The sequence below is a fragment of the Paenibacillus sp. 2003 genome (genome assembly GCF_031455635.1).
Taxonomy (GTDB): Bacteria; Bacillota; Bacilli; order Paenibacillales; family Paenibacillaceae; genus Paenibacillus; species Paenibacillus amylolyticus_B.
The window spans coordinates 1,460,627-1,487,190 of sequence record NZ_JAVDTB010000001.1; the positions used below are offsets into that span (position 1 = coordinate 1,460,627).

Here is a 26,564-nt window from a genome sequence, read left to right on the forward strand (position 1 = left end):
ATATATTCCTCATTCAGAGATTTGCATGGACGTTGGTGACGCGCTGGAAATATTAAAGGCAAACCGACTGCCCAAGTGACTTGTTTCTTTAAGCCATACAATCCCACCCATCAATTCAGCGAGTTGTTTACAGATGGATAGGCCTAGCCCCGCTCCACCATACTTTCCGGAGTTGCCGTGAATTTGCGAATAGGATTTGAACAATAAATCTTGGCGATCCTGGGGGATGCCGATGCCCGTATCTATTATCTCATAAGATGCATGGAGTGTACCTTCTGGATCAGCAGATACCTGCGTAGAGATGCATACTTCACCTTGCTCCGTGAATTTCAACGCATTGCCAACAAGATTGATTAGGATCTGACGGACTTTTTGCTGATCGCCTATAAGCATCAAATGATCATTTATATCGTATTCTGCGTATAATCGGATACCTTTTTTCTGTGCTTCAGATGAGAATAACTGAAGTACATGGTCGACGGTTTTAATGACACTGTAGGGGTTAATCTCCAGAGAGATCGCACCCGCTTCTGCTTTGGAATAGTCGAGAATTTGATCCATCATGGATAGCAGACTGGTTCCACTAGACTCTATGACATTAACATATAACGATTGATCCTCATTCAGCTTGGTAGATTGCAATAGATTTGCCATTGCAAGAACACCATTCATCGGGGTACGGATTTCGTGGCTAAGGACGGCTAAGAGATTTTTCTTCTCTTCCAGCACTTTTGCAGCGGTTTCTTCCGCCTGTTTTAACTGTTGCAGAGTTGTTTCCATCTCAAGAAGACTCGTGAAAAATGAAGACAAGGAGAGAAGCAGATCCACGTCCTTTTGTTGATAGGAATAGAAATCCTGATCAAATGAGCAAAGGGAGCCGTAGATTTCTCCGTTCTCATTATGTATAGGCACACCGACAAATGAACAACCACCTACGAATTCGGTAGCGTCCATATGTTTGGTTAACGGATGAGTCAGATTATTATTGATTACCAATGGACCTTGGGTATGTTCAGTCACAAGTGCACAATATGACTCGGCGTTTTCAACGACAAGTCCCTCACCTAAAATTAGTTTGTCACGATTATATACGTTCAGAACTTTGGTGGATAAGTGATCCAACTGGGCGATACAAAACGTATTTGCAGGAATTAACCTGCTTGCCGTGTCCATAACATTAGCAGCCGAATCATATAATTTATGTGAGACTATAGATAGTACATCAATGAATTCTGTTTTCAACATATTGATTTGACTCCTCCTGATTGTAGAAATTCGTTGTGCACTGTATTTAGTATATATGAATTCAAAGGATAGAGCATGTATGGTTTTGACAGTGGAAGACGGAAATGAGAAAATATGATGCTGTGGAACATGAAAAATATATTAAGTGGTGGAGGCAAATCAATGAATCAGCGTTTTCGAATTACCCGGTCCGTACAAGATAGCAATGCGGAACAATCCATCTCCCTGGAAGAATGCAAACTCTACTTCGAGTCCAAGCCCGAATTCACCTACTCATCGGTTCTTCACATTGTTGGAGCAGAGAGCACCATGTCCATCGATGGGGATTTTTTTATGTGGGACCTTGAGGGAACACAGATTGCTTTTCGTTTGTACATGGGGGATCTGTATGTAGCTATTTCTAACGAAGCTATTGTACCCAAAATGATTGAGATTGCAACGGATCTACGTGCAGACATCGTTGAAGGATAAGAAGTAGAGAACTAGGTTTGATAAAAATGTAATCATGTTAGTTGTAGTATACTTTAGACATTCCTGTAAAAATGAGACTAAAGTTTCATTTATATTCCATATGTTAGATTGTAATATATGGAATATAAAACATTTTACAGGAGAGTGAATGAAGTGAAAAAGACCAAATTAATACTTGTTGCATTCATGAGTATGATCCTTGCCTTATCAATAACTGGAATAGGATCGAGTTCAAAGGCTTCTGCAGCTACGGCACGTACACCCATTGTATTGGTACATGGATTGACTGGTTCAGATAGCAATTTTACAGCAATTGAGAGTTATTTGCGTAGCCAAGGGTGGACAAGAGACGAATTATTCGCGATTGACCTTCCTAGCAAACAAGGAAACCAGCTGTTGAACTCCGCAGCAATTAGTCGATTCGTAGATGATGTTCTGCGCGAAACGGGTCATACAAAAGTCAATATTATAGCTCATAGCATGGGTGGAGCGAATAGTCTCTATTACATACTTAACCGTGGAGGCGCTTCCAAAGTGGATAAGTTGATTACTCTTGGCGGGGCTAATCGATTGACCACAACGACAGCTCCGAGTGGAATAAAGGTGACTTCGATCTATTCCACCAGTGACACGATTGTGTCCCCGGTACTTTCCCGGTTGAACGGGGCGAACAACGTTTCGGTTTCCCTCGTATCCCATATCGGTCTGCTGTTTAACTCACGGGTGAATGCCCTGATCAAAACTGCGTTGAATGAGTAGCTAACATTGTAAAAATGGCAAACAAATGTGCATTTTTTCATAATATACTGAATGATTGACTTGAACACGACGGACCATTCATGGTTAGTCGTGTTTTCGTATTACCCGGAAGTGGCTCACTGAGGTAAGATTTAAAAATAGCAACATTCGTTCTATAATTAGAAATCAGAATGAAAAATGGAACAAAGTTAAAGGAGTCTGGATGTATGCAATCTCAACCGAATGATCGAATTAAAGTTCACCCAGGCTTTTGGGCTGGATTACATCAAATAGGGATTGGTGCAGAAGACATCGCTCGCACAGCACAACTATCTCTTGAGACAATAAATAAACCTGTAGTGACTCAATCTCAGTACTATGCAATCTGGCAGGCCTACTCTGATCTCAATGGGGACACCGCTGAGGGCATCATCAAACTTGCAACCGGATATGAGATATCCAAGTATCCTCCGCCTGTGCTGGCGATGTACCATGCTCGTGATTATCATGATGCGTTGAATCGAATGGTCCGTTACAAGCAGATGTGTCCTCCCGAGAGTTTGCAGATTACCGAAGCAGGGGAGGAGTGTATCATTGAACTCGAATGGTTACATAAGGAGCTACCAGGTCCGCCATTACTGGTCGGTATTACACTGGCATTTTTGCTTGAACTTGGACGGAGGGGTACAGTCCAGCCTTTGATGGCCAAAAGGGTCGAGTTCACCCAACTGATGGGCAACGTATATACCCTTGAAGCTTACTTCGGCTGTCGAGTCGATACGAATTCTAACCATAATCGGCTGACGCTAGAGCGAAAAGATCTGAATCTTCCATTTCTCTCGTATAACGAGGAGTTACTGGAGATCCTGACCCCGGCTCTGGATCGGTCGCTGGACGAACAGAAGAACAGTCGTTCCGTTACTGAAGTGGTCAAATGGATCTTGAAACGTAACCTCACAGGAAAGCGCCCTGACATCCAGACGGTCGCCAAAGAGCTTTGTATGAGTGATCGTACCTTGCAACGGCGACTGACGGAAGAGAACACAAACTTCAAGCAATTATTAACCGAAGCCAGACGTGAGCAGGCCCGGGAGTACCTGGCAGATCCTTCGCTCGATATCAAAGAGGTAGCATTCCTGGTTGGATATGAAGACCAGAATTCGTTCTATCGTGCGTTCCGGACCTGGGAAGGAGATACTCCTTCGAATTGGCGTGTCAGGCATTAACTCTGGCGCAAGATGCTAGTTACTGAGCCCTTCAGACTGCGTAATATTATATCTATCCAGTGAATGAAGCTGTTCGCAATGTTCAAGAAACAGCTGACGGATAGTTGTAATCAAGAAGGAGAAATGCAGGATGGATATGGGAGTAAAAGAGAAAACAGCCTTAGTTACAGGATCAACAAAAGGGATCGGCAAAGCGATTGCTATAGAACTCGCTCGAGAAGGTGTTCATGTTCTGATTAATGGACGCAATGATGAAGAGGTGGAACGAACAGTTCGTGAAATCAAGTCCACTTTTCCGGAGACCTCTCCGCAAAAGGCTACCGCTGATCTTGTGGATCTGGCGCAACGCCAAGCTTTATTCGAGAAATTTCCTGAGGTCGATATATTAATTAATAGCATGGGTATATATGAAATCATGAGGTATGAAGACATAAATGATGAAGTGTGGGAGAAATATTTCCGTACCAATGTGTTGGCTGCCAATGGCTTGTCTCAATTTTATTTACCTAAAATGGTGAAGAACAATGACGGGCGTATTATTTTCATCGCAAGTGAAGAAGCCCTTATGCCTTCAGGCCAGATGCCCCAGTATTGCATGACCAAGTCAATGCTGCTGTCATTAACCAAAAGTTTGTCCAAACTGACAGCAGGGACCGAGGTTACGATCAATACGATCCTGCCAGGTCCAACACTGTCCGAAAACGTACAAAAAATCCTTGAGGGCATATACCCTGATGAGACGTTGAATTTCGAAGAAAAAGAGAAAGACTTTATGAAGAGTAATCTGCCACAGTCCGAATTACAGCGATTCATCAAGCCAAGTGAAATAGGCAGACTTGCTGCATTTGTATGCAGCCCATATGCTTCAGCCTTCAGAGGCTCTCCCATCCGGATGGACGGGGGCATGGTTCCCACCATATTTTAAAATTGTTCAGGATACAGGATATGTATCCATAAGGTGTCGCCAGTATTGGCGACTTTTTTATTTGTAAATGATCTATGCGAGGGGCGTCAATCGAGTTTATAATACAGGTATGATTTCTCGAAAACGATTTCTGTTCATTGGAAGCGATTACTTTTATTGATTATATGAATCTAAAAGGGGATACTATCATGATAGCTGCAATAAATCTGGAAGGCATATGGAAACTCCAACTCGATGAACATAAGGTGGAACGTGGTCTGAATTTCTCAGACGTTATTACATTGCCAAATACTACATCTCATGCGGCCAAGGGCAAGAAAAACGAGAATGTGTTAATCGGTGCGCTGACGGATGAGTACTTATTTGAGGGTTATGCCTGGTTTTCACGAGAGATTGAAATTCCCGAACACTTGGCTGGCAAATGTTGCTTCTTGCATCTGGAACGAACACGAGTAACCACAGTTTGGATCGATGGGGTGGAATGCGGAACACAAAACAGTCTGAACACACCTCACCGTTACGAGATTGAGGCAGGGCTAACCGCTGGGACTCATACAATTACCATTCGAGTGGACAATACCAATTATCCAACCAAAGGTGGTCACCTTACATCCGAAGACACGCAGACGAATTGGAACGGCATCACCGGGAAATTGGAACTTCAATTTTTCGAGCGTGTTTTCCTGGATAATGTTCAGGTCTATCCCGATCTTGCGACTCGATCTTTCGAGATCAAGGCAGCACTTGTTGGTGACCTGCAAGAAGTACGAATCGTGGTTTCGGCTGTTGCAGTCAGTGCAGATCCGGTGTATACGACCGAGGAACAGATTTTCGCCCCGGATTCGCAGGAAATCCAGCTGACGTACAAGATTGGCGAAGATGCGATGTTATGGAGTGATGATGAACCTAACCTGTACCAACTTCATATTCATCTGCAAGATCAGGACGGCCAAGTGCTGGATTCCACCGAAGTATGGACGGGATTACGGGAATTCCGGGCTGCTGGAGACAAATTCACCATTAATGGTCGCAAAACGTTTCTTCGAGGCAAACATGACGGGCTGATCTTTCCGCTCACGGGATACGCGCCAACAGATGTGGATGAATGGGTTCGTATTCTCGCTATCTCCAAGTCCTACGGTATCAATCACTACCGTTTCCATACCTGTTGTCCTCCGGAGGCTGCTTTTATTGCAGCGGATCTGCTCGGCATCTACATGGAGCCTGAGCTTCCGTTCTGGGGAACCATTACGGATGAATCTTCAGATGGGCATAATCAAGCCGAGCAGGATTACTTGATTAGCGAAGGATTTGCGATGCTGCGTGCTTTTGGTAATCATCCTTCGTTTGTCATGATGTCCATGGGGAATGAACTATGGGGAAGCAAGGACAGATTGAATTCGATCCTGAAGGCATACAAAGCATATGATCATCGTCATCTATACACCGAAGGTTCGAATAACTTTCAGTTTGTGCCGGACATTCTGGAGGAAAGTGAATTCTTCTGCGGGGTTCGTTTCTCCAAAGAGCGCCTGTTCAGAGGTTCATATGCGATGTGTGATGCTCCGCTCGGTCACGTGCAGACCGACCTGCCAAATACATTGAAAGATTACGATTCAAACATTGTACCTGAGCAAGGCAGCGATGCTGACCCTTCTGGTCAGACTGGGGACAAAGAGATTCAGATTCAGTATGGGACAGGTTCCAAAACAGTGCAGGCCGAAGCTGGAAGTGACCAACTTGTCTCACACGTACCAATCATCTCGCATGAAATAGGACAGTACGCCACGTTTCCTAATTTCGAGGAGATCAACAAGTATACGGGTTCTCTCAAAGCCAAGAATTTCGAAGTGTTTCGAGAGCGTCTGAATGCCAAAGGGCTGGGACATCTGGCGGAAGCCTACTTCAGAGCCTCTGGTAAACTCGCGGTCGCATGTTACAAGGAAGAACTGGAAGCTGCTTTTCGTTCGCAGCAACTAGCCGGGTTCCAGCTGCTGGATCTTCAGGATTTCAGTGGTCAGGGAACAGCGCTGGTGGGTGTACTGGACGCATTCATGGATTCCAAAGGCATGATTACACCGGAGGAGTGGAGAACGTTTTGTTCCGACGCTGTGCTGCTCGCGAGATTCCCCAAATATAATTATCAAGCGGGTGAATTGTTCGAAGCACGCATTGAACTAAGTTACTTCCGGAGACAAGCATTGGATGGACTTCAATTGAAGTGGGAAATTCAAAGCGAGCAGATCGAAGGAAGCGTCCTATTGGAAGGGAAAACAGACCTGCCAGCGACCCATGGAGAACATTATGTGAATGTCGCGGATCTCAGCATTCGTATTCCTGAAGTCTCCAATATGACCAAAGTGGAGCTTAGACTGTCCATTCCGGGCACGGATATCCGTAAGTCTTACGACCTGTGGATCTACCCGAGTCAGGAGGAAGTGGACCTGAGCGGTTTGAATCTATTTACCGAACTCTCGGAACAGGCGTTGGCGCTGCTTGAGCAGGGCGAGGATATTTTACTTTTCCCGAATCCCAATCAGCTTCAACACGCGATTCAAGGTTTCTATAGCACCGATTTCTGGTCTTACCCTATGTTCCGATCCATCTCGGAGAATATGAAAAGAGAAGTTCCTGTGGGCACAATGGGCTTGTTAATTCAACAGGATCATCCGGCCTTCGACCATTTTGTCACAGAGGAGCACTCAACTTATCCGTGGTGGAGCATCGTGTCCGAGTCGTCATCGATCATCTTGGATGAGTTGGATAAAGACTTGAATCCGATCGTGCAGACCATTGACAATTTTGAGCGAAACCACAAGCTCGGCCTTTTGATGGATTGTCGGGTCCGGAAGGGGAGAGTGCTGATGGGAGCGCTGAATCTGGAGCGTCTAATGACTACATTGGAGGGCAGACAGTTGTTATACAGCTTCCAGCGTTATGTACAAAGTTCCGCTTACCAGCCCGTTGCACGTCTGGAAGTAGAGGAACTTCGCAAGTTGTTTAAGTAAGATATAGGGAGAAGAAGTGTCAGGTTTCCCTTAATTATGCCAATGAGCCCCTTCCGCGAATGGAAGGGGCTATAAGACACGCAGATTGAATCGGTTCATTCTCCCATTAAGCGTTAGATGAACCTGCACTTTTTAGGATTACATTCCAATCTTTTTCTTCAAAAAGTATGTTGTCTTTATCCTCTGTTACTCCGATCCGGACCTCAAGGATCACCATCCTGGTTTCAGCCAGAATAGAAAAGAGACTCTCCTTGGTAATCGCGAACTGAGTGCCCATACTCAATTGCATGACCTTTCCGTTGACAAGCACTTGCCCACTGCCTGCAAGCACGGTCCATGCTCTACACCCAGTTCTATGCCAGTTCAACCCGATATGTTTGCCTGGTAGAACCGTTATGTTTAATGTGGTTACAGTTGTATTCTCATCGTCTAACGAACTCTCAATGACACGATAACTGCCCCAGGTTGCTTCACCATACATCGGTTTTAATGGCAAGTTACCCAATTGCGCTTTAATTTCATTTGAATTATTTTTATTGGCAATGAGAATGCCATCCGGACTTGCGGCAGCGATAATACCTGGCACGCCAATGACTTGGATGGGGTAGGGAAGTTCGTTAATAATATAGGAATCGGAGGAAGAACCCGAGATTCCACCGTGTCCGATTACATGGGTATCTAACTGTGCACACAGCGTATCCCAGCTTCCGATATCCTGCCATACTCCCTTATAAGGCAGGACTACGGCCCGCTGCGCCTTTTCTGCAACATGTTTGTCAAAACTGCGTTCAGGCAACGCTTCATACAGGGACGACAATTGATCATAATGAACCGGAAGCCCCATTTTTTTAATATGGGATATCATAAACGCGACGGTGAATGCGTACACACCGCAGTTCCATAGTGCCCCACGTTGTAGCAGAGTTTCAGCAATGGTGGCTTCGGGTTTTTCTATAAATTGTGTTATGGGTGCATAAGCATTACGTTCTTCTCCACCCGGCAGGATGTATCCATACTGTTCTGAAGCATGTGTAGGCCTTGTCCCAATTAAAGCGATATCGGCTTGAGAATGTTTCAATATGTCCGGCAGTAATTGGAAGTTGCTGAAAAAATCTTCACCTGCGAACACATCAGCTGGCGCGATACAGATTACATCGTCATCCTTGGCCATTCGGAAGGATTGCAGATATAACGTCGCTAAGGCCGCCGCAGTAAAAGTACCTCGTTTATAAGGTTCCCCAATGACTGGTATTTTGCCTTGAGTATGTCGTTCCGTAATATTAGCCTGATCCTGATGTGAAATAATGAGTGTTGAATCCGTTAGGGATGAACTGTCAAGCTGGCGGCATACTCTGCTGATCATGGATTCCCTACCTCCAGCGGGTGATGGAAGTATATCTATGAACAGCTTGGAGCGAAGCTCATTGGATAAAGGCCAGAGCCTTTTGCCAGAGCCGCCGCACAGCAGTACGATATGCATGGGCTTCCTCCTTAAGCTCAGGGAGCTTTACTATAGATTTTCCGTTTATGAAAGGAAAGAGAACGATATTTAAGAGCCAGATTGCGGATTTGTTGCTCTTTTAACGAAGAAGCGTTCACATTCAGACTTTTATTCTTGGAACTTCTAAGGATCATGCTGCCTGGGTTTTTCGTATACATAAAATTGGCATACGTTTCATACTCGGAGAAACCAAACTGTTTCTTCTTATTGATATTGGAGATGATCGCTTTGTACCATGGCAGCTTATGAACCGCTTCAATTTTCTGTTTTAAGGCAGCGAGTTTCGATTTGTCGAACAGCATATAATGGGTGACAAAAGAGCGGGGACGCGGAGCTTTCATGCCTAACAACTTGCGGTAGGTATTGAAATATTCCGGTTGGCTCCAGTCACGGCAGTAAAAGACTGTTTTTCCTTCTACAAGAAATGAATGAGGTTTAATCAGTACGGTATCTGCATCCATGACTAGAAAGTACTTTGCCTTCACAATGGAATCTCCGTTCATTTTGAGCAGCTGCTGATATAACCAGCCTGACCGATTCCATCGGGAGGACTGGTAGTGTATGTCGTTTTTGGTTAGAGGCAGGACGGATCGCTCATTAACAAAAATGCAGTTTTTAAGGGAACAAAGTTTTCTGATTTTGGTGCTGACCGGAGAAACAATATATATGCTTCCAATGGGATGTTTTACATAACGGCGAATGTTATCGATGACGAGGGGAAGGGTAGCCAAATCTTTCTCGATCGCCGGTATAAGAACATCAATCTTAGGTGCATTATTCAACCGGATTCCAGGCTGTACGGACATCTTCTCAACTCCTTGCACAAATCAAATCGTGATGAATCATTATATGGTATGTGTGCAAAAGTGTTTTGGTCAGGGCATGTGCAAATATACATTTTTATGAATAGGGGCTTTTGTTGAGGGCTCCTTTATCGGTATTACATATAATGCATGCAGGATCTTGATCAAACAGCGGGCTTTGATGCGGTTGCTGAAGGGAGAGTTTACGACATGGGAGTTGATAAATTGCAGCCGTTAAGAAGTAAGTGGTTAAAAACAAAATTGATCATTAATAATGAATTAATTAAACCGTTTATCCCCGACACACAGAAATATAACAAAACGAATCTGAAATCCATGATCAGCAAATATGGAATGGTCTATGTCAAACCCGAGAGAGGTACTTTCGGGATGGGCGTTATTAAGGCCGAGATGGAAAGTCATCAACATTTTGTCTATCAGATAGAGCAAAAACGTCTGACGTTTGACAGCTTTGAATCGTTTTATAGCAGTCTGACTCGCTTGGTGAATAAAAGAAGTTATCTGATTCAGAGAGGAATCCATCTTCTTAAGCACAATAACAGACGTTTTGACATCCGAGTCATGATACAGCTAAGCCCGACCAAACATTGGGAAGCTACCGGAATCATCGGCCGACTGGGTCATCCAAAGAAAATCGTAACCAATTATCATAGTGGTGGTACACCGATGGATATTCACAAGCTGCTACAATCACATGCATCCACAAAACGCAGGAATGAACTGGTTCAGGAGATGAATGAGCTTAGCCTGCGCATAGCTCGTCATATGAAAAAAAAGTACCCGTATCTAAAGCAAATCGGTGTGGATATCGGCCTTGACCACAGTCTGAAACCCTGGATTATTGAGGTAAATGTCAAACCTGACCCATATATATTCAATCAATTAAAGGACAAGACGATGTATCGCAAGGTCATACGATATTACCGCCATGCTGTGCCCAAAAAAACAGAATAACAGACCGGACTTTTCATAGAAATGGCTGGAGAAGTTCAAGCTCAAGAGTCGTCAATGTGGCGACTTTTTTTGTTGATCTGCGTTTTAGGGTCGGAATAATGCATTTCATCCCAATTCGACTCCGAAACCTATGCTAAAATAGTATATTCGAGAGTGAAATTCAGAGTCGATGTCGATGAAAGGCGGATGTTCCCCCATGTTCAATATTGCAATCTGTGATGATGAGGAGCAACAACGAGAACGTGTGAAAACGATGCTGGTCTCCTTATCTCTAAAAACCAATTTTGATTTTCAAATTAGCCTATTCACATCTGGTGAACAACTGCTCTCACACTACAGAGAGGTTGGGGATACATTCAATATTCTCATCTTGGATGTGGAGATGGGCGGAATGAACGGGATTCAGACCGCTAAAGAGATCAGGAACATGAAGTTTCTGGATGTACAGATTATGTTTCTGACCAGTTATCCGGAATATATGGTGGAGAGTTTTGATGTCATCACCTTTCAATATCTGATCAAGCCAATCCAGCCGCAAGTTTTCGATGAAAAGATGATTAAGCTGTGTCAATATTTTCAGGCATTGGACAAAAAGTATGTATTAATCAAATCAGACTATGATGAACTGTTGCTGAAATATGATGATATTCTCTGGATTGAGGTCGTCAAAAGTTTAACAATAAAGAACAAGTTGAATTTTGTGACACAGGAAAATGTACATGAGACCAAAGGCATTTTATCCAGCTACGCTAGCGGTTTGAAAGACCATGGTTTCTTGCAGATTCATCGCTCGATTATCATCAACCTGATGCATGTTCAGAAGTTTTCCGGTACCCAAGTCGTTATGTTAAATGGAGCGGAACTGCCCATAGGCCGATCCAAGGTCAAAGAAGTCAAAGATGCGTACACCAAATACATGATCATGAGGATTCAATGATATGGATGCCTATATGATCTTTTCCATCATCTTTGTGACCTTACTTATGGCATTTCAGGCGAATTTTTATTTTGATTCTGTGCTGGGCAAGTCCAAGCGGAAGACACAGAGAGCACTCTATTTCGTAGTATTTGTTATGCTGGGTTATTTTTATTTGGCATCTTCCTTCTCCGATCTTGTTTCGACTGCTGTTGCTCTGCTATTAATCTTCAGTCTGGCACAGTCCTATAAAGTGGAGTTCAAAATCAAGCTTGTTTTTACCATTCTATATGCAGTCCTGATTACTATGGCGAATACGATAGCAGTATATATTCTCGGAGTTTTGGAATCCACAGATTTCATCTCATGGGAACAGTTCAACGGAGATGACCACTGGATTCTTTCCAAGGTGATGCTGCTTGGTTGCAGCATCATGTTCATTGTTATTCAAGTTGTCCGCCTAGTCGCCAAACGTAGAAGTTTTGCCGTTCACTATCGTTATTATTTGCTGTTTCTCATCGTACCGATCATTACGATCTATCAGATCAATGTGGCCTCCATCTATAGTGAAAAAAACATATTTTACGTCTTTTCTGTACTAGGCTCTCTTTTTCTCAATGTGTTCATTGTTTATGTATTCGATAATATGGTGGAAAAGGTACAGCTCGCGCATGAAAATGCCGACTTGCAACGTCAGATGGATTACCAGGATGCCAACTATGAGAAGACCGTTCACAGTTTCAAAAACATTAAATCCATCATCCATGATATCAATCAGCAATTTCTGTATATTGATGAATGTATCCAACGTAACGAACTGGCGGCAGCAGGTGACCATATCAAGTCTACGTTAAATACGATTGAAGGTGCATACCAGCGGGTGAACTCCGGCAATCTGGTCATTGATGCTCTCGTTACGAATACCCTGGCTATGGGGCAGGCAAACGGAATCAAAATCGACACCAAAATCCAGCTTCACTCGCAACATATCCAGATCGATCGATATGATCTGTGTGTGGTGCTTGGTAACATGCTTGATAACGCAATTGAAGCCTCCAAGAAGGTCAGACAGGCGGAGGATCGATATATCCTCATTGCCATTCATTCCACGGCATCTGCTCTCGTCATCCAGATTATGAATCATGTGGAGCAACCGATTGTTGACTTGAAAAGTGACAAGCCCAATCCGGAGTACCATGGGATCGGTCTAACCAATATATCGAGAATGTGTGAGAAATATGGTGGCCATATGAGTATTGAGCATCAGCATCGAAAGTTTAACAACATGGTTGTGCTTCCATTTCACACTGACAATCCCTGAACATACCGTTCGGGGATTGTTTTTTTCCATTCAGGGTCCGTTTGCGTTCGATCAGTCTCTTACCGGATATGATGAATTCATTCATAAGAACATTTGTGGGAGGACATGGGATGAAGAAATTAATTAGTCTTTTATGTACAGCAGTGTTTGTAATTACACCGCTGGCAGATGTCAGCGCAGAGGCGAATAACAGCGGTACGATCGAGGTACGGGCGGAGCAGATTGCCAAGGAAATGGTGAAAAATTACGGTGTCACGAGTGTGCAATATGCGATCATGGATGAAGGGGAATACATTTTATCAGATAGTGTCGGGCTGCACGATAAGGCATCACAGAAGCCAGTGGACAAGGATAGCATGTATGGAATAGGCTCGGTTAGCAAAATGGTTGTTACGGCAGCCGCCATGAAGCTGGTCGATTCCGGTAAAGTAGATCTGGATGAGCCGCTTACTTCGTATATCAAGGACTTTAAGATGGCAGATGCGCGATATACTCAAATCACACCGCGTATGTTGATGAATCATTCATCCGGTCTTTACGGTACACATTATGGAAACAGCATGTTGTTTGACGATAATGACACCCGCAATCATGATGAACTATTGCTCAAACTTCAGTCCGAAAAACTGAAATCAAAGCCGGGTACCTATTCCGTCTACTGCAATGATGGCTTCCAGTTGCTGGAGCTTATGGTGGAACGGGTGAGTGGGTTAAGCTACAGCGAATATATCGCCAAGTACATCAGCGAGCCGTTGAAGTTGGAATCAACGAAGACACCCTTGGATTCCTTTGACAGAGCGCAGTTATCCGAAACCTATTGGCCTACACTTGAGATGAAGATGCCTACCGAAAATGCAAACATTATCGGCACAGGCGGAGTGTACTCCACCGCAGAAGAATTGAGTCAATTCGGAGAGGTTTTAATGGGGAACAGACCGGATATTCTGTCCGAATCTGCAGTGAAGGCCATGCAATCTCATGAGTATCGTAAGGGCATATGGGTATCTGATGAGCAAAATACGATCAATTATGGCTTGGGGTGGGACGCGGTTGACCTTGCACCTTTCAGCGATTATGGGATTACCGCGTTAGCCAAAGGCGGAGATACCATGTTGTACCATGCCGTGTTAATCACTATACCCGAACATGATATTTCAATGGCGGTTCTATCATCTGGTGGATCTTCCGTCTACAATCAGATGTTTGCCAGCAAAGTGCTGCTGGACGTTCTCGAGGATCAGGGCATCATCGACGATGTTCAGCCTGATCAGAAATTCTCACCACCTGTCAAAGTGAAGATGCCAACAGAATTAAATTCGTACTCCGGTCTCTATGGTACGGTAGGAGAGACATTGGATATAGCGATTAAGGATGGTGAGATGCAACTGCCTGCTTTGCTGGGAGGAATTATTCCTGAGCAGAACTATGTGTACACAGGGGACGAACATTTTACAAGTGCGGATGGCAGTGTGAAAGCTAGTTTTGTGAAGGAACGTAATGACAAGGTGTATGTTAAAGTTCAAGGCATGATAACGTTACCCGGCATAGGCCAAACGGTAATGAACACGTATGATTATCAAAAACTGGATCATAATGCGCTTGACGCAGCAACTAAAGAGAAGTGGACAGCTCGTGACGGCTCGAAATATTACGCGTTGGATGAAAAAATAACATCGATCTTTTATCTGCTTCCATCGATGCTGATTAAGAATCTATCCGTTGATGCCGAAAATGGTTACGCCAATGGTACGCAAATCAAGGATATGAACAACGCAGAGAATGTCGCCCAGATTCCTGTGATGAACGGAAGAGACGCGTTTGATCTGCAATTCTACACGAAGAATGGCGCTGAGATTTTGATTCAGGATGGACAGGAATACATTGCAGAGGATGCAATTACTCCAATCTTTGGTGGGAAAAAAGGAATTACAACTATTCCGGCAAACGGTCAAGCCCGGTGGTATGCGATCAACGCCCGATCGGGTAACAAATCCATCACGGTGGATTCTCCGAAGACCGGAGGTTACGCAGTGTATAATGATAAAGGGGAAATGGTTGACTTCTCTGTAGCAACCAATCAGGAATCAACGAAGCTCCCGAAAAGTGGTTTTATCGTTTTTGGTGGGGACGCCGGTGATGTATTCCAGATTGAATTAAAGTAAAGCAGGGACTGCTTTTACAAAGTCGCATTCGCAGCTTGTCACATAAATAATGTCGTATTCAGGAAGTCGCCTAATGGCGGCTTTTTTGATTTTATTTTTAGAATAATTTAACAATCTGGTAACAATTCGGCCTCATTACTCGTTAAATTTATGTAGTTATATATCAGGCTAATTTTTAACAGGAGGATTCATTATCTATGACTAATAGACATAAACGTCAAACGACTAAGCAATGGAAAAGAAGAGCAGGCAGACCCATCGTTGCAGGCCTTACTGCCGGAATATTAATGGTTCACGGAGTCATCGGCGTGTTGCCATCTCAGGTACATGCTGAAGCATCGGATGTATCCATCCGTAACTGGTACTCGTATCAGCGCATCACAGTGCCTGAACTGAAACCTACTTGGACAGCGAAAGTAGATAACCATTTGAATATGAACGAGACGTACATCGGAGCTAATGCCATTGCAGAAGAAGGCAAAGTATTCACGTTTGCTGGATCGAAGTTGGTTGCACTTGATGCGACAACAGGTAAACGGTTGTGGACTTACGGCAAAGAACTGACACCTTATATTACTTATCAAGGCGGCGTCCTCTACGGACTTACCAGTGATTACAAGCCATATGCCTTGAATGCAAAGACAGGCAAAGCCAAATGGCAGTCAGGCACATCCACCTGGATTGATACGGTTCAACGTACGGAAGTGCTGATTCCAACGGTGGATACCCTCTACGTGATTAAGGGGAGTACAACGTTTGCACTGGATATCCAGTCAGGCAAACTGCGCTGGAAGGCAGATGAGCCATTAGGCGAAGGTCACGGTACTGAATATCTTGAAGAGTCTAATGGTATTGTACTGAGAACCTTTTTTGTCCAAGGGGCACTTACATCCGTTCAACTTAATGCGTATGACAAGAAAACGGGCAAGAAGTTATGGGGTCATTTTGGTCAGGGGGAAGGTATTCAGATCAAAGACGGTCTTGTGTATTCGGTGGATTTTTATTCTCCAATGTTGGAAGATGATGAGTCTTCACCTGAACGCAAATGGAAAGTTAATGCGTACAACCTGAAGACCGGTGTGTTGAAAGGAAGTCAGGAGTACAAGTGGACCATGCCGGGTGACCCACCGTATATGAATGGTAGAGGAGGTATACTTGTCAATAAAGACAAACTGTACATTGCGCAGGGGGACAACATAGCGGAGTATTCGTTGAATACAACCAAGTCGGAAACTACGCCAATTCGAACGTTTCACCAACCTTACGGGGACAAAATGGAGTTACTTGGCATTGTACAGGAACGGCTGGTGTACAAAAACCTCGAGACAGGTGAACTTAAAGGCATTAAGCTGGCTAATGGTCAGGAGGTTCAGTGGCATGGTGATGCCCCGGTTTCTCAGATTGATGTTTACGGTAAAGGAATGTATCGAGCGCAACGTAACGGCACCCTGCTTGCCCTCAACATGATGACGGGTCAGCCAGCTTTTCGAGTCGCTACCGGGGGAGATCTGCACAACACGACATTGAAGACAAACGGAATGATCATCATCCAAGCCGAAGGCAAACTTCTCGGCGTTAAGCTGCCAGCATCGCTGAAATAAGTGATTTAGAATGAAAAATATGTGAGAAGACTGGATTACGGCATAGCTTGCTCATAATCCGGTCTTTTTTTATTTTTGCGCATAAAACACTGCAAAGTCCAAGTACTTGTACATGCAATCTGCCACACGAAACCCCGCTTCCTCCAACCACTTCAATTGATCCTCCAGCGTGGCATTGATATCCACCTTGCGTCTTTCGATCGAAGCCGAGATGGCTTCCTCAGACAAACCACTTTGTTGAATCGCTTCTAACCAGCGCTGGCGGTAATAGGTGTCCGTATCGAGGGTTCTTCCCTGAACCTGATCTGCGTTGATGAAGCATCCACCTGGTTCTAACAGCTTATGTACAGAGTCAAACACCTTTTTCTTGTCAGCGTGGGTCAGATGGTGAATAGACAGGGAGGAAATAATCATGTCGTAGGAACTGGTGAAATCGTACTTGGAGTAATCCCCGACCACATACTGCACATGGTTCGAATCAGCAAATCTTCGACGTGCTCCTTCGAGCATATGATCACTAATATCGATCAGGGTTAATCGCGCGTTGGGATACTTTTGCAGGACCAATCCGGAGAGCAGTCCCGTTCCTGCACCCAGATCAAGAATACGTGGAGAATCGATCGGGCTTTCCATTAGATCCAGAGCCATTCCATAAAAATCATCAAAACAAGGGATAAGCTGCTTTCGCTGCACATCATAATCTTGGGCTACCTTATCAAACAGCTGCTTTACTGAGAATTCCATGTGCTCATCACTCCTTGAGGTTTTCTCCATATTTTACAAACTGGAAGGGATCAAGGGAAATACTGATTATGGATAAACTCATAGGTTGGACCTATGGGTTCCGAGTCTCTGCCATGGGTAATAACATGTAAGCGCAGAATATAGACAGGGAGGAATGAACCTGATGTTTCAACCACGTTCTATTATGATGAGTATCTCGTTAATCGTTATAGTTCTAACACTTACAGCTTGCTCTGGTAATAATGAACCTTCGGCTATCCCTGAACCATCAATGCCAGTAGGTGAATCTGCTCCAGCACCTTCAACAGGAAATGAAACCAAGCGTCAACAGACCGAAAGTTTTGAAATGTTGACGGCAGATGGCAATCAATCACTAGAAGCGACCTTGCAACAAGGAGAAGGATTTTCCTTGTACGTATTCGAGAAATTCACATTTGATGCTGCTCAAGGCCGTCTGTCACTGACTAGTAATGCTGACTATTATGTGGATATTGAACCACTGCCTTCGGATTATAATCTGGCAGAACTGGAGACAGCGGGTAAAGAAGAATTAGAAAAAGCCGGTAAGGTATCCGATTATAGTGGAGAACTGGTAGAACACCCGCTTGGTTATGCCGAGCTCTATCTTCAGGCCTCTGGTGAAGAAGGAATTAGCGATTATATGGTCTGGAAATCAGAAGAAGGGGACGCATTTTTATTCCGTCTTCATAATCCAAAAGGAGAAGAGGCCTCTGATTTCGCCAGCCCGGTCCTTGTTTCGTTATCCACCGTTCAGGGTGATTCGTAACTTAGATGACTATAATCTTTTCAACGAAAGTCGCCAACTGGCGACTTTTTTAATTTTGCAGATTTCACGGAGAAGTTGCGAGGTGATGTATTCACTTCCATTTGACTTAGAGTACGCTCTAGGGTGTAGACTTTGAAGAAGAAGAAGAAGAAATATTGCCAAGGAGATGAACAGAATGACACAGGAAAATAATTTTAGAACTTTACAACATAAAATAGGCTCTGGCTTCAACCATAGCAGTACAGCGGAGGATGTATTGAAAGATCTGGAATTGTCAGGACAGCTTGCTATTGTAACGGGTGGATATTCCGGCCTCGGGTTGGAGACGACACATGCGCTTGTTAATGCGGGAGCCCGTGTAGTGGTGACTGCACGTCGTCCAGCGGTTGCGAAGGAAGCACTTTCGGGTCTGGAAGGTGTTGAAATAGATGCATTGGACCTCGCTGATTTATCCAGCGTTCGTGCTTTTGCCGAGCGATTCCTCGCGAGTGATCGCAACATCGACATGCTGATTCTTAATGCGGGCATCATGGCTTGTCCGGAGACAAGGGTAGGTCAGGGCTGGGAAGCTCAATTTGCAACCAATCACCTAGGCCACTTTGCACTGACTAATCTGTTATGGCCAGCACTTGCAAGTCGGGGTGGCGCACGTGTTGTTTCCTTGGCATCAGCGGGACATCATTTCTCACCGATTCGTTGGGATGACATCCAGTTTGAGCATGGTTATGAGAAATTCCCTGCTTATGGTCAGTCCAAGACAGCAACCATATTATTCAGCGTTGAGCTGGACAGACGTGGAGCTGAACAGGGAGTGCGTGCATTCTCGGTTCATCCAGGTGGAATAATGACGCCGTTGCAGCGTCATATGCCGAAAGATGAGATGATTGCTCTGGGATGGATTGATGAATCTGGACAAGTCGCCAATCCGGCGTTCAAAACACCTGAGCAGGGGGCGGCAACGCAAGTCTGGGCAGCAACCTCTCCTCAGCTTGAGGGCAAAGGTGGTGTCTACTGCGAGGATTGTGACATCAGTGAAATGGCTCCCGAAGATGGAGGTTTCTACGGAGTGAAGGAATATGCGATTGATCCTGAGCAAGCTCTTCGACTATGGAAACTGTCCGTGGAGCTGACGGATACGGATATCCCAACCATGTAAAACCTTGATTTACACAACAATTAAATTGAGATACACACTAAACGCTACTGAAGTTGTCAGTAGCGTTTTTTTATTTTTGCTCATACGAATTGAGAAAGTAACATCCCTCATGGTTAGGTGAATATCATATATCAGAATAGAGGGAAGAAAGGATACATTATACGGCTCAGTGAAGTGAAATAACTGTGATGGATTGTAATGTGAGTGCTTTTCCATTTAAAATAGAGGAATCATGTTCTTTTTGAGAACGCAGGGAGAGAAAATCATGAATATTTTTGAGCAACACATACCTTTGGAAAAAGTGAAATTTAATGAACCGCTAAAAAATCACACGTTTATTAAAATTGGTGGTAAAGCAGATATCCTCATCCATCCAACAACGATAGACGAAATCACTAAAATCGTAGAGATTGCCAACATACATCAATTGCCGCTGACGGTTATTGGCAAAGGCTCCAACGTCATCATTAAAGATGGAGGCATCCGTGGTGTAACCATTTCCCTTAGTCATTTCGATCAAATTAAAGTGAGTGAGGACAGCATGATTGCCCAAAGCGGTGTTGATATCATTGATGTATCCAGACTTGCTTTGGAGCATAGCTTAACTGGTTTGGAGTTTGCTTGCGGTATTCCCGGCAGCACGGGGGGCGCACTTTACATGAATGCGGGTGCCTATGGCGGTCAGATCGCAGATGTTGTTGAACGTGCGACTGTGATCACCAAAGACGGTGCAGTGTTGGAGATTCCGCGAGAAGAGATGAAGTTTGGTTATCGAAATAGTCTCTTCAAGATGGATCACTATATCATACTGGAGGCCGAATTCGGGCTCAAAAAAGGAAACAAGGAAGATATTGCAAGCAAAATGAAGGAATTAACGTTCCTGAGAGAATCCAAGCAGCCGCTTGAATTCCCGTCTTGTGGAAGTGTATTTAAACGACCGGAAGGACACTTTGCTGGTAAACTGATTCAGGATTGTAACTTGCAGGGCACTCGCATCGGGGGCGCTGAAATTTCCATGAAGCATGCAGGTTTTATCGTAAATGTGGATCATGCTACTGCCCAGGATTATATGGATCTGATCCAATTTATTCAGAAGAAAGTATATGATACGTTCCAAGTTGAATTGGAAACCGAAGTCATCTTTCTGGGAGAATAGCTTCGATGAATACTTAAAAGGTCGCCATTGGTGACCTTTTTTGATTGGACGAATTGGACTCGGACAAGAATCCATATGCTAATTATGGTAATATTAGAGTGATTGTATTTAATATTTCATCGTGATTATAAGGAGTGCACTTGGAGATGTTCAAACGTAACAGGAGAATCCTGCTAATCGCGGCTATGATAATTTTACTGTCGCCCTTGTCAGTCCTGACATATATGTATATGAATGAACGTGCAGGCGGCCTAGCCGATCAACGGATATCTAAAGTTTGGGGATTAAGTGAACCTATACAGATTCCTATAGCGAACAGTCCTGAGAGGGCAGTTCAGGAATTTAGAGGTGAGTTTTATACCTCCCAATTTATTCATCAGGAGGCTGTAGACGGAGGCATGATTTTGTTCACACAAAAAAAGGGGCGGGAAAACAACAGTAATCTTCAAATGGAGTATACCCGCAAGAACATGTTTGGATGGAAATGGGTATGGGGTGGAGGTTATTCCATAAGTGAGGGTCAACACACCAAGTTTGCTTTGGATTATATGAGTATACCGAAGTTGGATAAAGTTTCGGCCCCGTTTCCCATGTTGTTTGGTAATATTAAAGATTCATCCATTAAACGTTTATATGTAGAGACCAAGGACGATGGAAAAGTGATTGAGACCGAAGCGAAACTGGTTGAGGTGAGTCCGGGACATCTAATCTGGTATGTTTTCCTTCCTCCGTCAGCCGCTATCCCATATGTAATGAAGGGATTTAACGAAGAAGGGAAACTCATTGCCCATGAACAAATTAAAGATGCCAATGACAGCGGGTCGTTAACTCTGGGGAAATGAGATATGGACTATTAAGGACATAAAGTGAAAAGTAAACAACACCATAATCGCTTCAGAGGTCGCCTATGGCGGCTTTTTTTGTTGCCAATGTAGTACCAACCATTCCGCCAGTGAATGAACCGATCCTGCAAACCCGCGTCACGCAAGCGATTGGCTCATGCTATGGCTGATTGAACGATTGTTGCTGACCCCGCTCTCGCTTAACATGTGAACAGAGGAGCCTGCTCGTCATTCACCATCATTCTGTCAAAGGGGGCCTGCGATCGTATGGCTGAGCTGTCGGAAACATCAACGTTGCAACCCGGGGTTACAGTCAACAAACCCGTCAAACCAAGTTATCTGCGTAACATTCGAAAACACTGGATGTTGTATGTCATGATCCTGCCCGGCATTTTGTTCTATATTATTTTCAAGTACATTCCACTTGGCGGAAGCGTGATTGCATTTCAGAACTTTCAGATTATGAAAGGCATATGGAGCAGTCCATGGGTTGGCCTGGATAACTTCAAGTTTATTTTTACGTATCAGGACTTCTATCATGTGCTTCGGAACACAGCTCTGATTGCCTTATACAAACTGGTGATCGGATTTCCTGCTCCGATCCTGCTAGCGCTATTGTTCAACGAAGTGAGAAAAATGCTTGCCAAACGCTTTTTGCAGAGTCTGTTTTATCTGCCTCATTTTCTCTCCTGGGTTGTTGTCGGGGGGATCGTGTTTGAGGTGCTAGCCTCGGGTGGTTTTGTAAACGCTGTCCGTGGATGGTTCGGGTTCGAGCCGATCCTGTATATGCAGCAGGAGCAATATTTCCGACCTATTGTTGTCTTGTCCTCCATCTGGAAAGAGGTAGGGTGGGGAACGATTATATATCTCGCTGCGGTAAGTGGCATTGATCCCACGCAATATGAAGCGGCAGTGATGGACGGAGCGAACCGCTGGAAGCAAACGATCTACATTACATTGCCTGCGTTGTTCCCGACGATCTTAACCCTGTTCCTGCTGAATATCGGCAATTTCCTGGAACTTGGCTTTGATCAGATCTATAACCTGCTGACACCGATGACCTACTCGGTAGGGGATATCATTGAAACGTACGTATACCGCTCTGGTGTCCTGCAAGGGCAATATAGCGTAACAACAGCGATTGGTCTATTTCAGTCGGTGATTGGCTTCATTCTGCTCTGGGTCTTCAATCGGCTAGCGAGAAAATCAGGAGAGGGGTTGTGGTAATGATCAAGCAGACGATTGGAGAAAAGCTGTTCCAAACCGCCAACTACATTTTCCTGACACTTGCGGCCTTTACGATGCTCCTTCCGTTGCTACATCTGCTTGCGGTTTCCCTGAGTTCGCCGGTTGCGGCAGACTCCAAAGAAGTATTTCTGTGGCCCGTTGGCTTTACTTTCGCGTCATGGAAACACATTCTACAAAGCTCGGGCTTATGGCAATCGTTCGGTGTAACCGTATTCATTACGGTAGTGGGTACTGCGCTTAGTATGTTATTTTCAGTGTTGACCGCTTTTCCGTTATCGCGCAGAGAATTCATGATTCGCAAACAAGTGATGCTGGGCATTGTAATTACGATGATTTTCAATGCCCCGATGATTCCATTTTTTCTGACGGTAAGGGAGCTGGGCATGATGAATTCCATCTGGTCCCTGATTATTCCTGGTGTAATTGGCACATTTAATATGGTCATTCTGCGTACCTTTTTCATGAGCTTGCCCAAAGAACTTGATGACACGGCCCGAATCGACGGTTGCCATGACTTTCGGATTCTGTTTCAGATTTATTTGCCGCTATCCAAGCCGGTTCTGGCTACGGTCAGTCTGTTCTATGCGGTGGGATACTGGAACACGTTCCAGCGGGCGGTACTGTTTCTACGTGATCCAGGGCTCTGGCCTCTGCAGATGAAGCTGCGAGCGTATTTAACCAGCCCGGAGGAACTGGCCCAGGTAAATATGTTTCTTGGGGATTACAACTTCAATACAACCACGTTAAAGGCAGCGACGATACTTTTTGCAAGCGTTCCCATTATTTTGGTGTATCCTTATCTACAGAAGTATTTTGTGAAAGGTTCATTGCTCGGATCACTGAAAGAATAAACCATGTTCAGGGGGATGATTTCATGAGAAAACAACTGACCCGCAAGATGATGCCGCTAATGCTCAGTATAGCCATGCTGTTGGTCGCTGGTTGTGGATCAGCGACTACAAATTCCGGAAATGACGTTGGTAACGGTGAAGGCAGTGGTGGGGCTGCAAAAGTCAAAGTATTCAAAAGCCATATGGGCGTTGGCAGCTTGCCAACTTTGGATAATCCACATGTGAAATACATTGCTGAACAGACGGGAGTCCAGTATGAGCTCATTACAACGCCTCCTGGTTCGGAGCCATCCGAATACTTGAACCTGATGATTGCCTCCGATGAACTGCCAGATATCCTGCGTCCAATTGGAGGCATTGAGCAGACACTGATTCAGCAGGGAGGCGCGTTACCACTGGATGAACTGCTGCCTGAATATGCACCCCATGTGTGGGAGAGTATTCCTCAGGAAGCTTGGGATATCGTTCGCTCTGCTTCCCCTGATGGCAAAATCTATTATGTACCCAAGGTATTCCTTGTGCCTGAACGTGCACCGTTAATTCGTCAGGATTGGGTGGATAAGGTGGGCATGGAGATGCCAAAGACCACTGATGATTATGTCGAGCTGCTCACAGCTTTCCGTGACAAGGACCCGAATGGCAACGGCAAACCGGATGAACTGCCAACAAGCGGCAGGGAATTCGGCAGATGGATGGACCATTTGTTTGCGATGTACGGGGTAGCGATGTGGGAAGGTTATCCCGAATGGGATGAATACGATGGAAAAATCCAGTACGCAGGGACTACCGACAATATGCGGGAAGCAATCAAGTTCATTCGCATGTTATATGTGGAAAAACTGCTGGACAATGAAACCTTCCTGAACAAAGGGGAAGTGTGGCAGGCCAAAATCAATAATAACCTCGTAGGCAGCTGGTACCATTTGCCTGCAAATGTGCGAGATCGGTACAATGCGATGCTGACCCAGGCTCCAGATGCCTACATTGCAGCAATGCCCTTGCCCAAAGCCGAAGGGTTTGAAGCTTTTGTCACCCAGAAAAGCATGGGTGAACCGGAATGGATGATCCCAGCCACCAAACAGGATAATGCGCCAAATGCGCTGAAGCTGCTGGACTTCTTCTATAATCCTGAAAATGATGAGTTTGGTCGCTTCGGTCTTGAGGGTGAGCAGCATGAAGTCAAGGATGGACGCAAAGTCATTCTTCCACCTGCTGACAACAAACCGCTTGCCTTGGGTATGAAGAATCTGACCACAGCAGAAGACATGAACAAGCGGATTGAAGAGACATATCCGGAAGATCAGCAGCAAATGGTCAAAGACATGTTCAAAGTCAGCACTGCCGATGCGCGGCAAATTGCCGGTGACGGTCTGCCAGCCTCTGTGTATGAAGGTTTTCCTGATATCCAGTCTCACAAGTTGTTTCAAGAGGTATTGACCAAGATTGTCATCGGCGAGCTGCCGATCGAGGCTTATGATGAATATGTGAAGAAATGGAATGCTTCCGGGGGCGAAGTGGTCACCCAGCGTGTACAGGAATGGTATGAGAAGGTGAGAAAATGAAAAAGAGATATGCCCTATGCGGGGTCAGCGGCAGAGCATTGGGACAATTTGCAAAACCAATTCATGAGCTGTTCTCTCATAATTCAGAGGTTGTCGCTTTGCTGGATACCGATCCTGCACGATTTGAAGTATATCGCGCCCGTTTTCCTGAGCACACAGAAGTAGCAGTATATGGAGCTTCGGATTTCGGGGTTATGGTCGATGAGACGCGGCCTGACTGTATCATCGTGGCTGGCAGGGACGATACTCATGCCCACTATATTGTTGCCGCGTTGGAGCGGGATCTCGATGTTATCACCGAAAAGCCGATGACGACTACTGGAGCTGATGCCAGACGCATTCTGGAAGCAGAAGCAAGGAGTAAGGGCAACGTCATCGTAACGTTCAATTATCGGTATATGCCGATCCACATGCGCATCAAGGAATTGATTCAGAAGGGGAAGCTCGGTCGCGTCACTTCCATCGACCTTAACTGGTATATCGATACCCATCACGGCTCCAGTTATTTTAAACGGTGGAACCGTGAACGGGCATTCTCGGGCGGTCTGTCTGTCCATAAAAGTACCCACCACTTTGATCTGGTCCAGTGGTGGATCAATCAAAAGCCAGTTGAAGTTTTTGCCTATGGAGCACTGAACTATTACGGGGCTGAAGGTGAATGGAATCCGGCACAGGAGGACGGAAGACATTGCCGTACATGCCATGTCTCAGAAGATTGCGCCTATTATTCCCGCTGGACGTCCCGCAGTCGTCAGATCCGGGTACCGGATGACCATCTGAACCAGCTCGGTACAGCAAGCCAGCAGGAGTTTCCATACACTTCATACCGCCCCGACCAGTGTATCTTCGATTCCACCATTGAGATTGAAGACACGTATGCCGCAACAGTGAAATATAGTGGCGGCGCGCTGATGAGTTATTCGGTCAATTTCTCACTTCCTTACGAAGGGTACCGTTTGGCGATAAATGGCACGAAGGGCAGGCTAGAAACATTGGAGTATCATATGCCGGCCCGGACGCCTTTTCCCACACCCGTCCAGACGATCGATTACTTTCCGCTCTTTGGTTCAAAAGAAACGATCCATGTTGTTCATCGTGAAGGCGGACATGGAGGAGGAGATCCACTGCTGCTGGAGGATATTTTCCTCGGCGAAGATAAGAGACGCCCTTACCGAATTCTGTCTGGCGCTGAAGACGGCGCTTATTCCGTTGCCGCTGGAGAAGCAGTGTGGCGATCTGTGGAAGAGCATCGGCCTATTTCCATAGACGAAGTGCTGGGTGGTTGGAACAGCAGAGTGCCCACACACAAAGGGAGGGAGAAGTGAC

Annotated in this window: 22 protein-coding genes; 18 read left to right on the forward strand and 4 right to left on the reverse strand. The window is 45.0% G+C overall.

Features of this window, described 5'->3' with window-relative positions:
• Nucleotides 1–9: 9 nt before the first annotated feature.
• Nucleotides 10–1,245, reverse strand: coding sequence for a GAF domain-containing hybrid sensor histidine kinase/response regulator (locus J2X75_RS06585; protein ID WP_310335133.1), 1,236 nt, complete (start codon nt 1,243–1,245; stop codon nt 10–12).
• A 162-nt stretch (nt 1,246–1,407) separates the two neighbouring features.
• Between J2X75_RS06585 and J2X75_RS06590 the strand changes: the two genes are divergently transcribed.
• From J2X75_RS06590 to J2X75_RS06610, 5 genes are all read left to right on the forward strand, one after another.
• Nucleotides 1,408–1,716 (forward strand): hypothetical protein, encoded by a 309-nt coding sequence (locus J2X75_RS06590; protein ID WP_307543152.1) that lies wholly within the window; start codon nt 1,408–1,410, stop codon nt 1,714–1,716.
• A gap of 153 nt (nt 1,717–1,869) precedes the next feature.
• Entirely contained in the window at nt 1,870–2,475 is a 606-nt protein-coding gene (locus tag J2X75_RS06595) for an esterase/lipase family protein (RefSeq protein WP_124114605.1), read from the forward strand.
• Nucleotides 2,476–2,681: 206 nt separating this feature from the next.
• Entirely contained in the window at nt 2,682–3,680 is a 999-nt protein-coding gene (locus J2X75_RS06600; protein WP_310335135.1) for a helix-turn-helix domain-containing protein, read from the forward strand.
• A gap of 130 nt (nt 3,681–3,810) precedes the next feature.
• A complete protein-coding gene (locus J2X75_RS06605) occupies nt 3,811–4,605 on the forward strand; it encodes an SDR family NAD(P)-dependent oxidoreductase (protein ID WP_310335136.1) in 795 nt (264 codons plus the stop codon).
• A gap of 188 nt (nt 4,606–4,793) precedes the next feature.
• Nucleotides 4,794–7,613, forward strand: coding sequence for a glycoside hydrolase family 2 TIM barrel-domain containing protein (locus J2X75_RS06610; protein ID WP_310335138.1), 2,820 nt, complete (start codon nt 4,794–4,796; stop codon nt 7,611–7,613).
• 106 nt (nt 7,614–7,719) lie between these two features.
• Here J2X75_RS06610 and J2X75_RS06615 read toward each other — a convergent pair whose 3' ends face one another.
• Both J2X75_RS06615 and J2X75_RS06620 read right to left on the reverse strand, forming a co-directional pair.
• Nucleotides 7,720–9,093, reverse strand: a complete 1,374-nt coding sequence (locus tag J2X75_RS06615) for a sugar phosphate nucleotidyltransferase (protein WP_310335140.1) — start codon at nt 9,091–9,093, stop codon at nt 7,720–7,722.
• A 17-nt stretch (nt 9,094–9,110) separates the two neighbouring features.
• Nucleotides 9,111–9,920 (reverse strand): DUF6492 family protein, encoded by an 810-nt coding sequence (locus J2X75_RS06620; protein WP_310335142.1) that lies wholly within the window; start codon nt 9,918–9,920, stop codon nt 9,111–9,113.
• Between the two features lie 207 nt (nt 9,921–10,127).
• Here J2X75_RS06620 and J2X75_RS06625 point away from each other — a divergent pair, with 207 nt between their 5' ends.
• From J2X75_RS06625 to J2X75_RS06645, 5 genes are all read left to right on the forward strand, one after another.
• The gene (locus J2X75_RS06625; protein WP_223869087.1) at nt 10,128–10,892 is read left to right on the forward strand and encodes a YheC/YheD family protein; all 765 of its coding nucleotides are present in this window, start codon (nt 10,128–10,130) and stop codon (nt 10,890–10,892) included.
• A 196-nt stretch (nt 10,893–11,088) separates the two neighbouring features.
• The gene (locus J2X75_RS06630) at nt 11,089–11,829 is read left to right on the forward strand and encodes a LytR/AlgR family response regulator transcription factor (RefSeq protein ID WP_310335144.1); all 741 of its coding nucleotides are present in this window, start codon (nt 11,089–11,091) and stop codon (nt 11,827–11,829) included.
• Between the two features lies 1 nt (nt 11,830).
• On the forward strand, nt 11,831–13,129 hold the full coding sequence (locus J2X75_RS06635) for a sensor histidine kinase (protein WP_310335148.1): 1,299 nt from the start codon (nt 11,831–11,833) through the stop codon (nt 13,127–13,129).
• Nucleotides 13,130–13,239: 110 nt separating this feature from the next.
• Nucleotides 13,240–15,291, forward strand: coding sequence for a serine hydrolase domain-containing protein (locus J2X75_RS06640; RefSeq protein WP_310335151.1), 2,052 nt, complete (start codon nt 13,240–13,242; stop codon nt 15,289–15,291).
• A 197-nt stretch (nt 15,292–15,488) separates the two neighbouring features.
• Nucleotides 15,489–16,892, forward strand: a complete 1,404-nt coding sequence (locus J2X75_RS06645; RefSeq protein WP_310335153.1) for a PQQ-binding-like beta-propeller repeat protein — start codon at nt 15,489–15,491, stop codon at nt 16,890–16,892.
• A gap of 69 nt (nt 16,893–16,961) precedes the next feature.
• Here the strand turns inward: J2X75_RS06645 and J2X75_RS06650 are convergent, their stop codons facing one another.
• Nucleotides 16,962–17,636 carry a class I SAM-dependent methyltransferase gene (locus J2X75_RS06650; RefSeq protein WP_310335155.1) on the reverse strand — a complete coding sequence of 225 codons (675 nt, stop codon included), beginning with the start codon at nt 17,634–17,636 and terminating at the stop codon, nt 16,962–16,964.
• A gap of 163 nt (nt 17,637–17,799) precedes the next feature.
• Between J2X75_RS06650 and J2X75_RS06655 the strand changes: the two genes are divergently transcribed.
• From J2X75_RS06655 to J2X75_RS06690, 8 genes are all read left to right on the forward strand, one after another.
• Nucleotides 17,800–18,423, forward strand: coding sequence for a hypothetical protein (locus J2X75_RS06655; protein ID WP_310335157.1), 624 nt, complete (start codon nt 17,800–17,802; stop codon nt 18,421–18,423).
• A gap of 175 nt (nt 18,424–18,598) precedes the next feature.
• Nucleotides 18,599–19,579 carry an SDR family NAD(P)-dependent oxidoreductase gene (locus tag J2X75_RS06660; RefSeq protein ID WP_310335158.1) on the forward strand — a complete coding sequence of 327 codons (981 nt, stop codon included), beginning with the start codon at nt 18,599–18,601 and terminating at the stop codon, nt 19,577–19,579.
• 265 nt (nt 19,580–19,844) lie between these two features.
• Complete coding sequence (murB, locus tag J2X75_RS06665) at nt 19,845–20,735, forward strand: UDP-N-acetylmuramate dehydrogenase (protein WP_091016425.1); 891 nt, start codon at nt 19,845–19,847, stop codon at nt 20,733–20,735.
• 404 nt (nt 20,736–21,139) lie between these two features.
• Nucleotides 21,140–21,577, forward strand: coding sequence for a hypothetical protein (locus tag J2X75_RS06670; RefSeq protein WP_310335160.1), 438 nt, complete (start codon nt 21,140–21,142; stop codon nt 21,575–21,577).
• Nucleotides 21,578–21,844: 267 nt separating this feature from the next.
• Complete coding sequence (locus J2X75_RS06675; protein WP_091016421.1) at nt 21,845–22,804, forward strand: ABC transporter permease; 960 nt, start codon at nt 21,845–21,847, stop codon at nt 22,802–22,804.
• A gap of 2 nt (nt 22,805–22,806) precedes the next feature.
• Nucleotides 22,807–23,676, forward strand: coding sequence for a carbohydrate ABC transporter permease (locus tag J2X75_RS06680; RefSeq protein WP_083679484.1), 870 nt, complete (start codon nt 22,807–22,809; stop codon nt 23,674–23,676).
• Between the two features lie 23 nt (nt 23,677–23,699).
• On the forward strand, nt 23,700–25,238 hold the full coding sequence (locus J2X75_RS06685) for an extracellular solute-binding protein (protein WP_310335163.1): 1,539 nt from the start codon (nt 23,700–23,702) through the stop codon (nt 25,236–25,238).
• Entirely contained in the window at nt 25,235–26,563 is a 1,329-nt protein-coding gene (locus J2X75_RS06690) for a Gfo/Idh/MocA family protein (RefSeq protein WP_149846637.1), read from the forward strand. Before J2X75_RS06685 ends, J2X75_RS06690 begins: the two co-directional genes overlap by 4 nt.
• Nucleotide 26,564: the final 1 nt, after the last annotated feature.

Excerpts from the sequence above, each read along its gene's own strand:
- J2X75_RS06585 (WP_310335133.1), bottom strand. The coding sequence starts at position 1,245 with ATGTTGAAAACAGAATTCATTGATGTACTATCTATAGTCTCACATAAA.
- J2X75_RS06590 (WP_307543152.1), top strand. The coding sequence starts at position 1,408 with ATGAATCAGCGTTTTCGAATTACCCGGTCCGTACAAGATAGCAATGCG.
- J2X75_RS06600 (WP_310335135.1), top strand. The coding sequence starts at position 2,682 with ATGCAATCTCAACCGAATGATCGAATTAAAGTTCACCCAGGCTTTTGG.
- J2X75_RS06605 (WP_310335136.1), top strand. The coding sequence starts at position 3,811 with ATGGATATGGGAGTAAAAGAGAAAACAGCCTTAGTTACAGGATCAACA.
- J2X75_RS06610 (WP_310335138.1), top strand. The coding sequence starts at position 4,794 with ATGATAGCTGCAATAAATCTGGAAGGCATATGGAAACTCCAACTCGAT.
- J2X75_RS06615 (WP_310335140.1), bottom strand. The coding sequence starts at position 9,093 with ATGCATATCGTACTGCTGTGCGGCGGCTCTGGCAAAAGGCTCTGGCCT.
- J2X75_RS06620 (WP_310335142.1), bottom strand. The coding sequence starts at position 9,920 with ATGTCCGTACAGCCTGGAATCCGGTTGAATAATGCACCTAAGATTGAT.
- J2X75_RS06625 (WP_223869087.1), top strand. The coding sequence starts at position 10,128 with ATGGGAGTTGATAAATTGCAGCCGTTAAGAAGTAAGTGGTTAAAAACA.
- J2X75_RS06630 (WP_310335144.1), top strand. The coding sequence starts at position 11,089 with ATGTTCAATATTGCAATCTGTGATGATGAGGAGCAACAACGAGAACGT.
- J2X75_RS06635 (WP_310335148.1), top strand. The coding sequence starts at position 11,831 with ATGGATGCCTATATGATCTTTTCCATCATCTTTGTGACCTTACTTATG.
- J2X75_RS06640 (WP_310335151.1), top strand. The coding sequence starts at position 13,240 with ATGAAGAAATTAATTAGTCTTTTATGTACAGCAGTGTTTGTAATTACA.
- J2X75_RS06645 (WP_310335153.1), top strand. The coding sequence starts at position 15,489 with ATGACTAATAGACATAAACGTCAAACGACTAAGCAATGGAAAAGAAGA.
- J2X75_RS06650 (WP_310335155.1), bottom strand. The coding sequence starts at position 17,636 with ATGGAATTCTCAGTAAAGCAGCTGTTTGATAAGGTAGCCCAAGATTAT.
- J2X75_RS06655 (WP_310335157.1), top strand. The coding sequence starts at position 17,800 with ATGTTTCAACCACGTTCTATTATGATGAGTATCTCGTTAATCGTTATA.
- J2X75_RS06660 (WP_310335158.1), top strand. The coding sequence starts at position 18,599 with ATGACACAGGAAAATAATTTTAGAACTTTACAACATAAAATAGGCTCT.
- murB (WP_091016425.1), top strand. The coding sequence starts at position 19,845 with ATGAATATTTTTGAGCAACACATACCTTTGGAAAAAGTGAAATTTAAT.
- J2X75_RS06675 (WP_091016421.1), top strand. The coding sequence starts at position 21,845 with ATGGCTGAGCTGTCGGAAACATCAACGTTGCAACCCGGGGTTACAGTC.
- J2X75_RS06685 (WP_310335163.1), top strand. The coding sequence starts at position 23,700 with ATGAGAAAACAACTGACCCGCAAGATGATGCCGCTAATGCTCAGTATA.
- J2X75_RS06690 (WP_149846637.1), top strand. The coding sequence starts at position 25,235 with ATGAAAAAGAGATATGCCCTATGCGGGGTCAGCGGCAGAGCATTGGGA.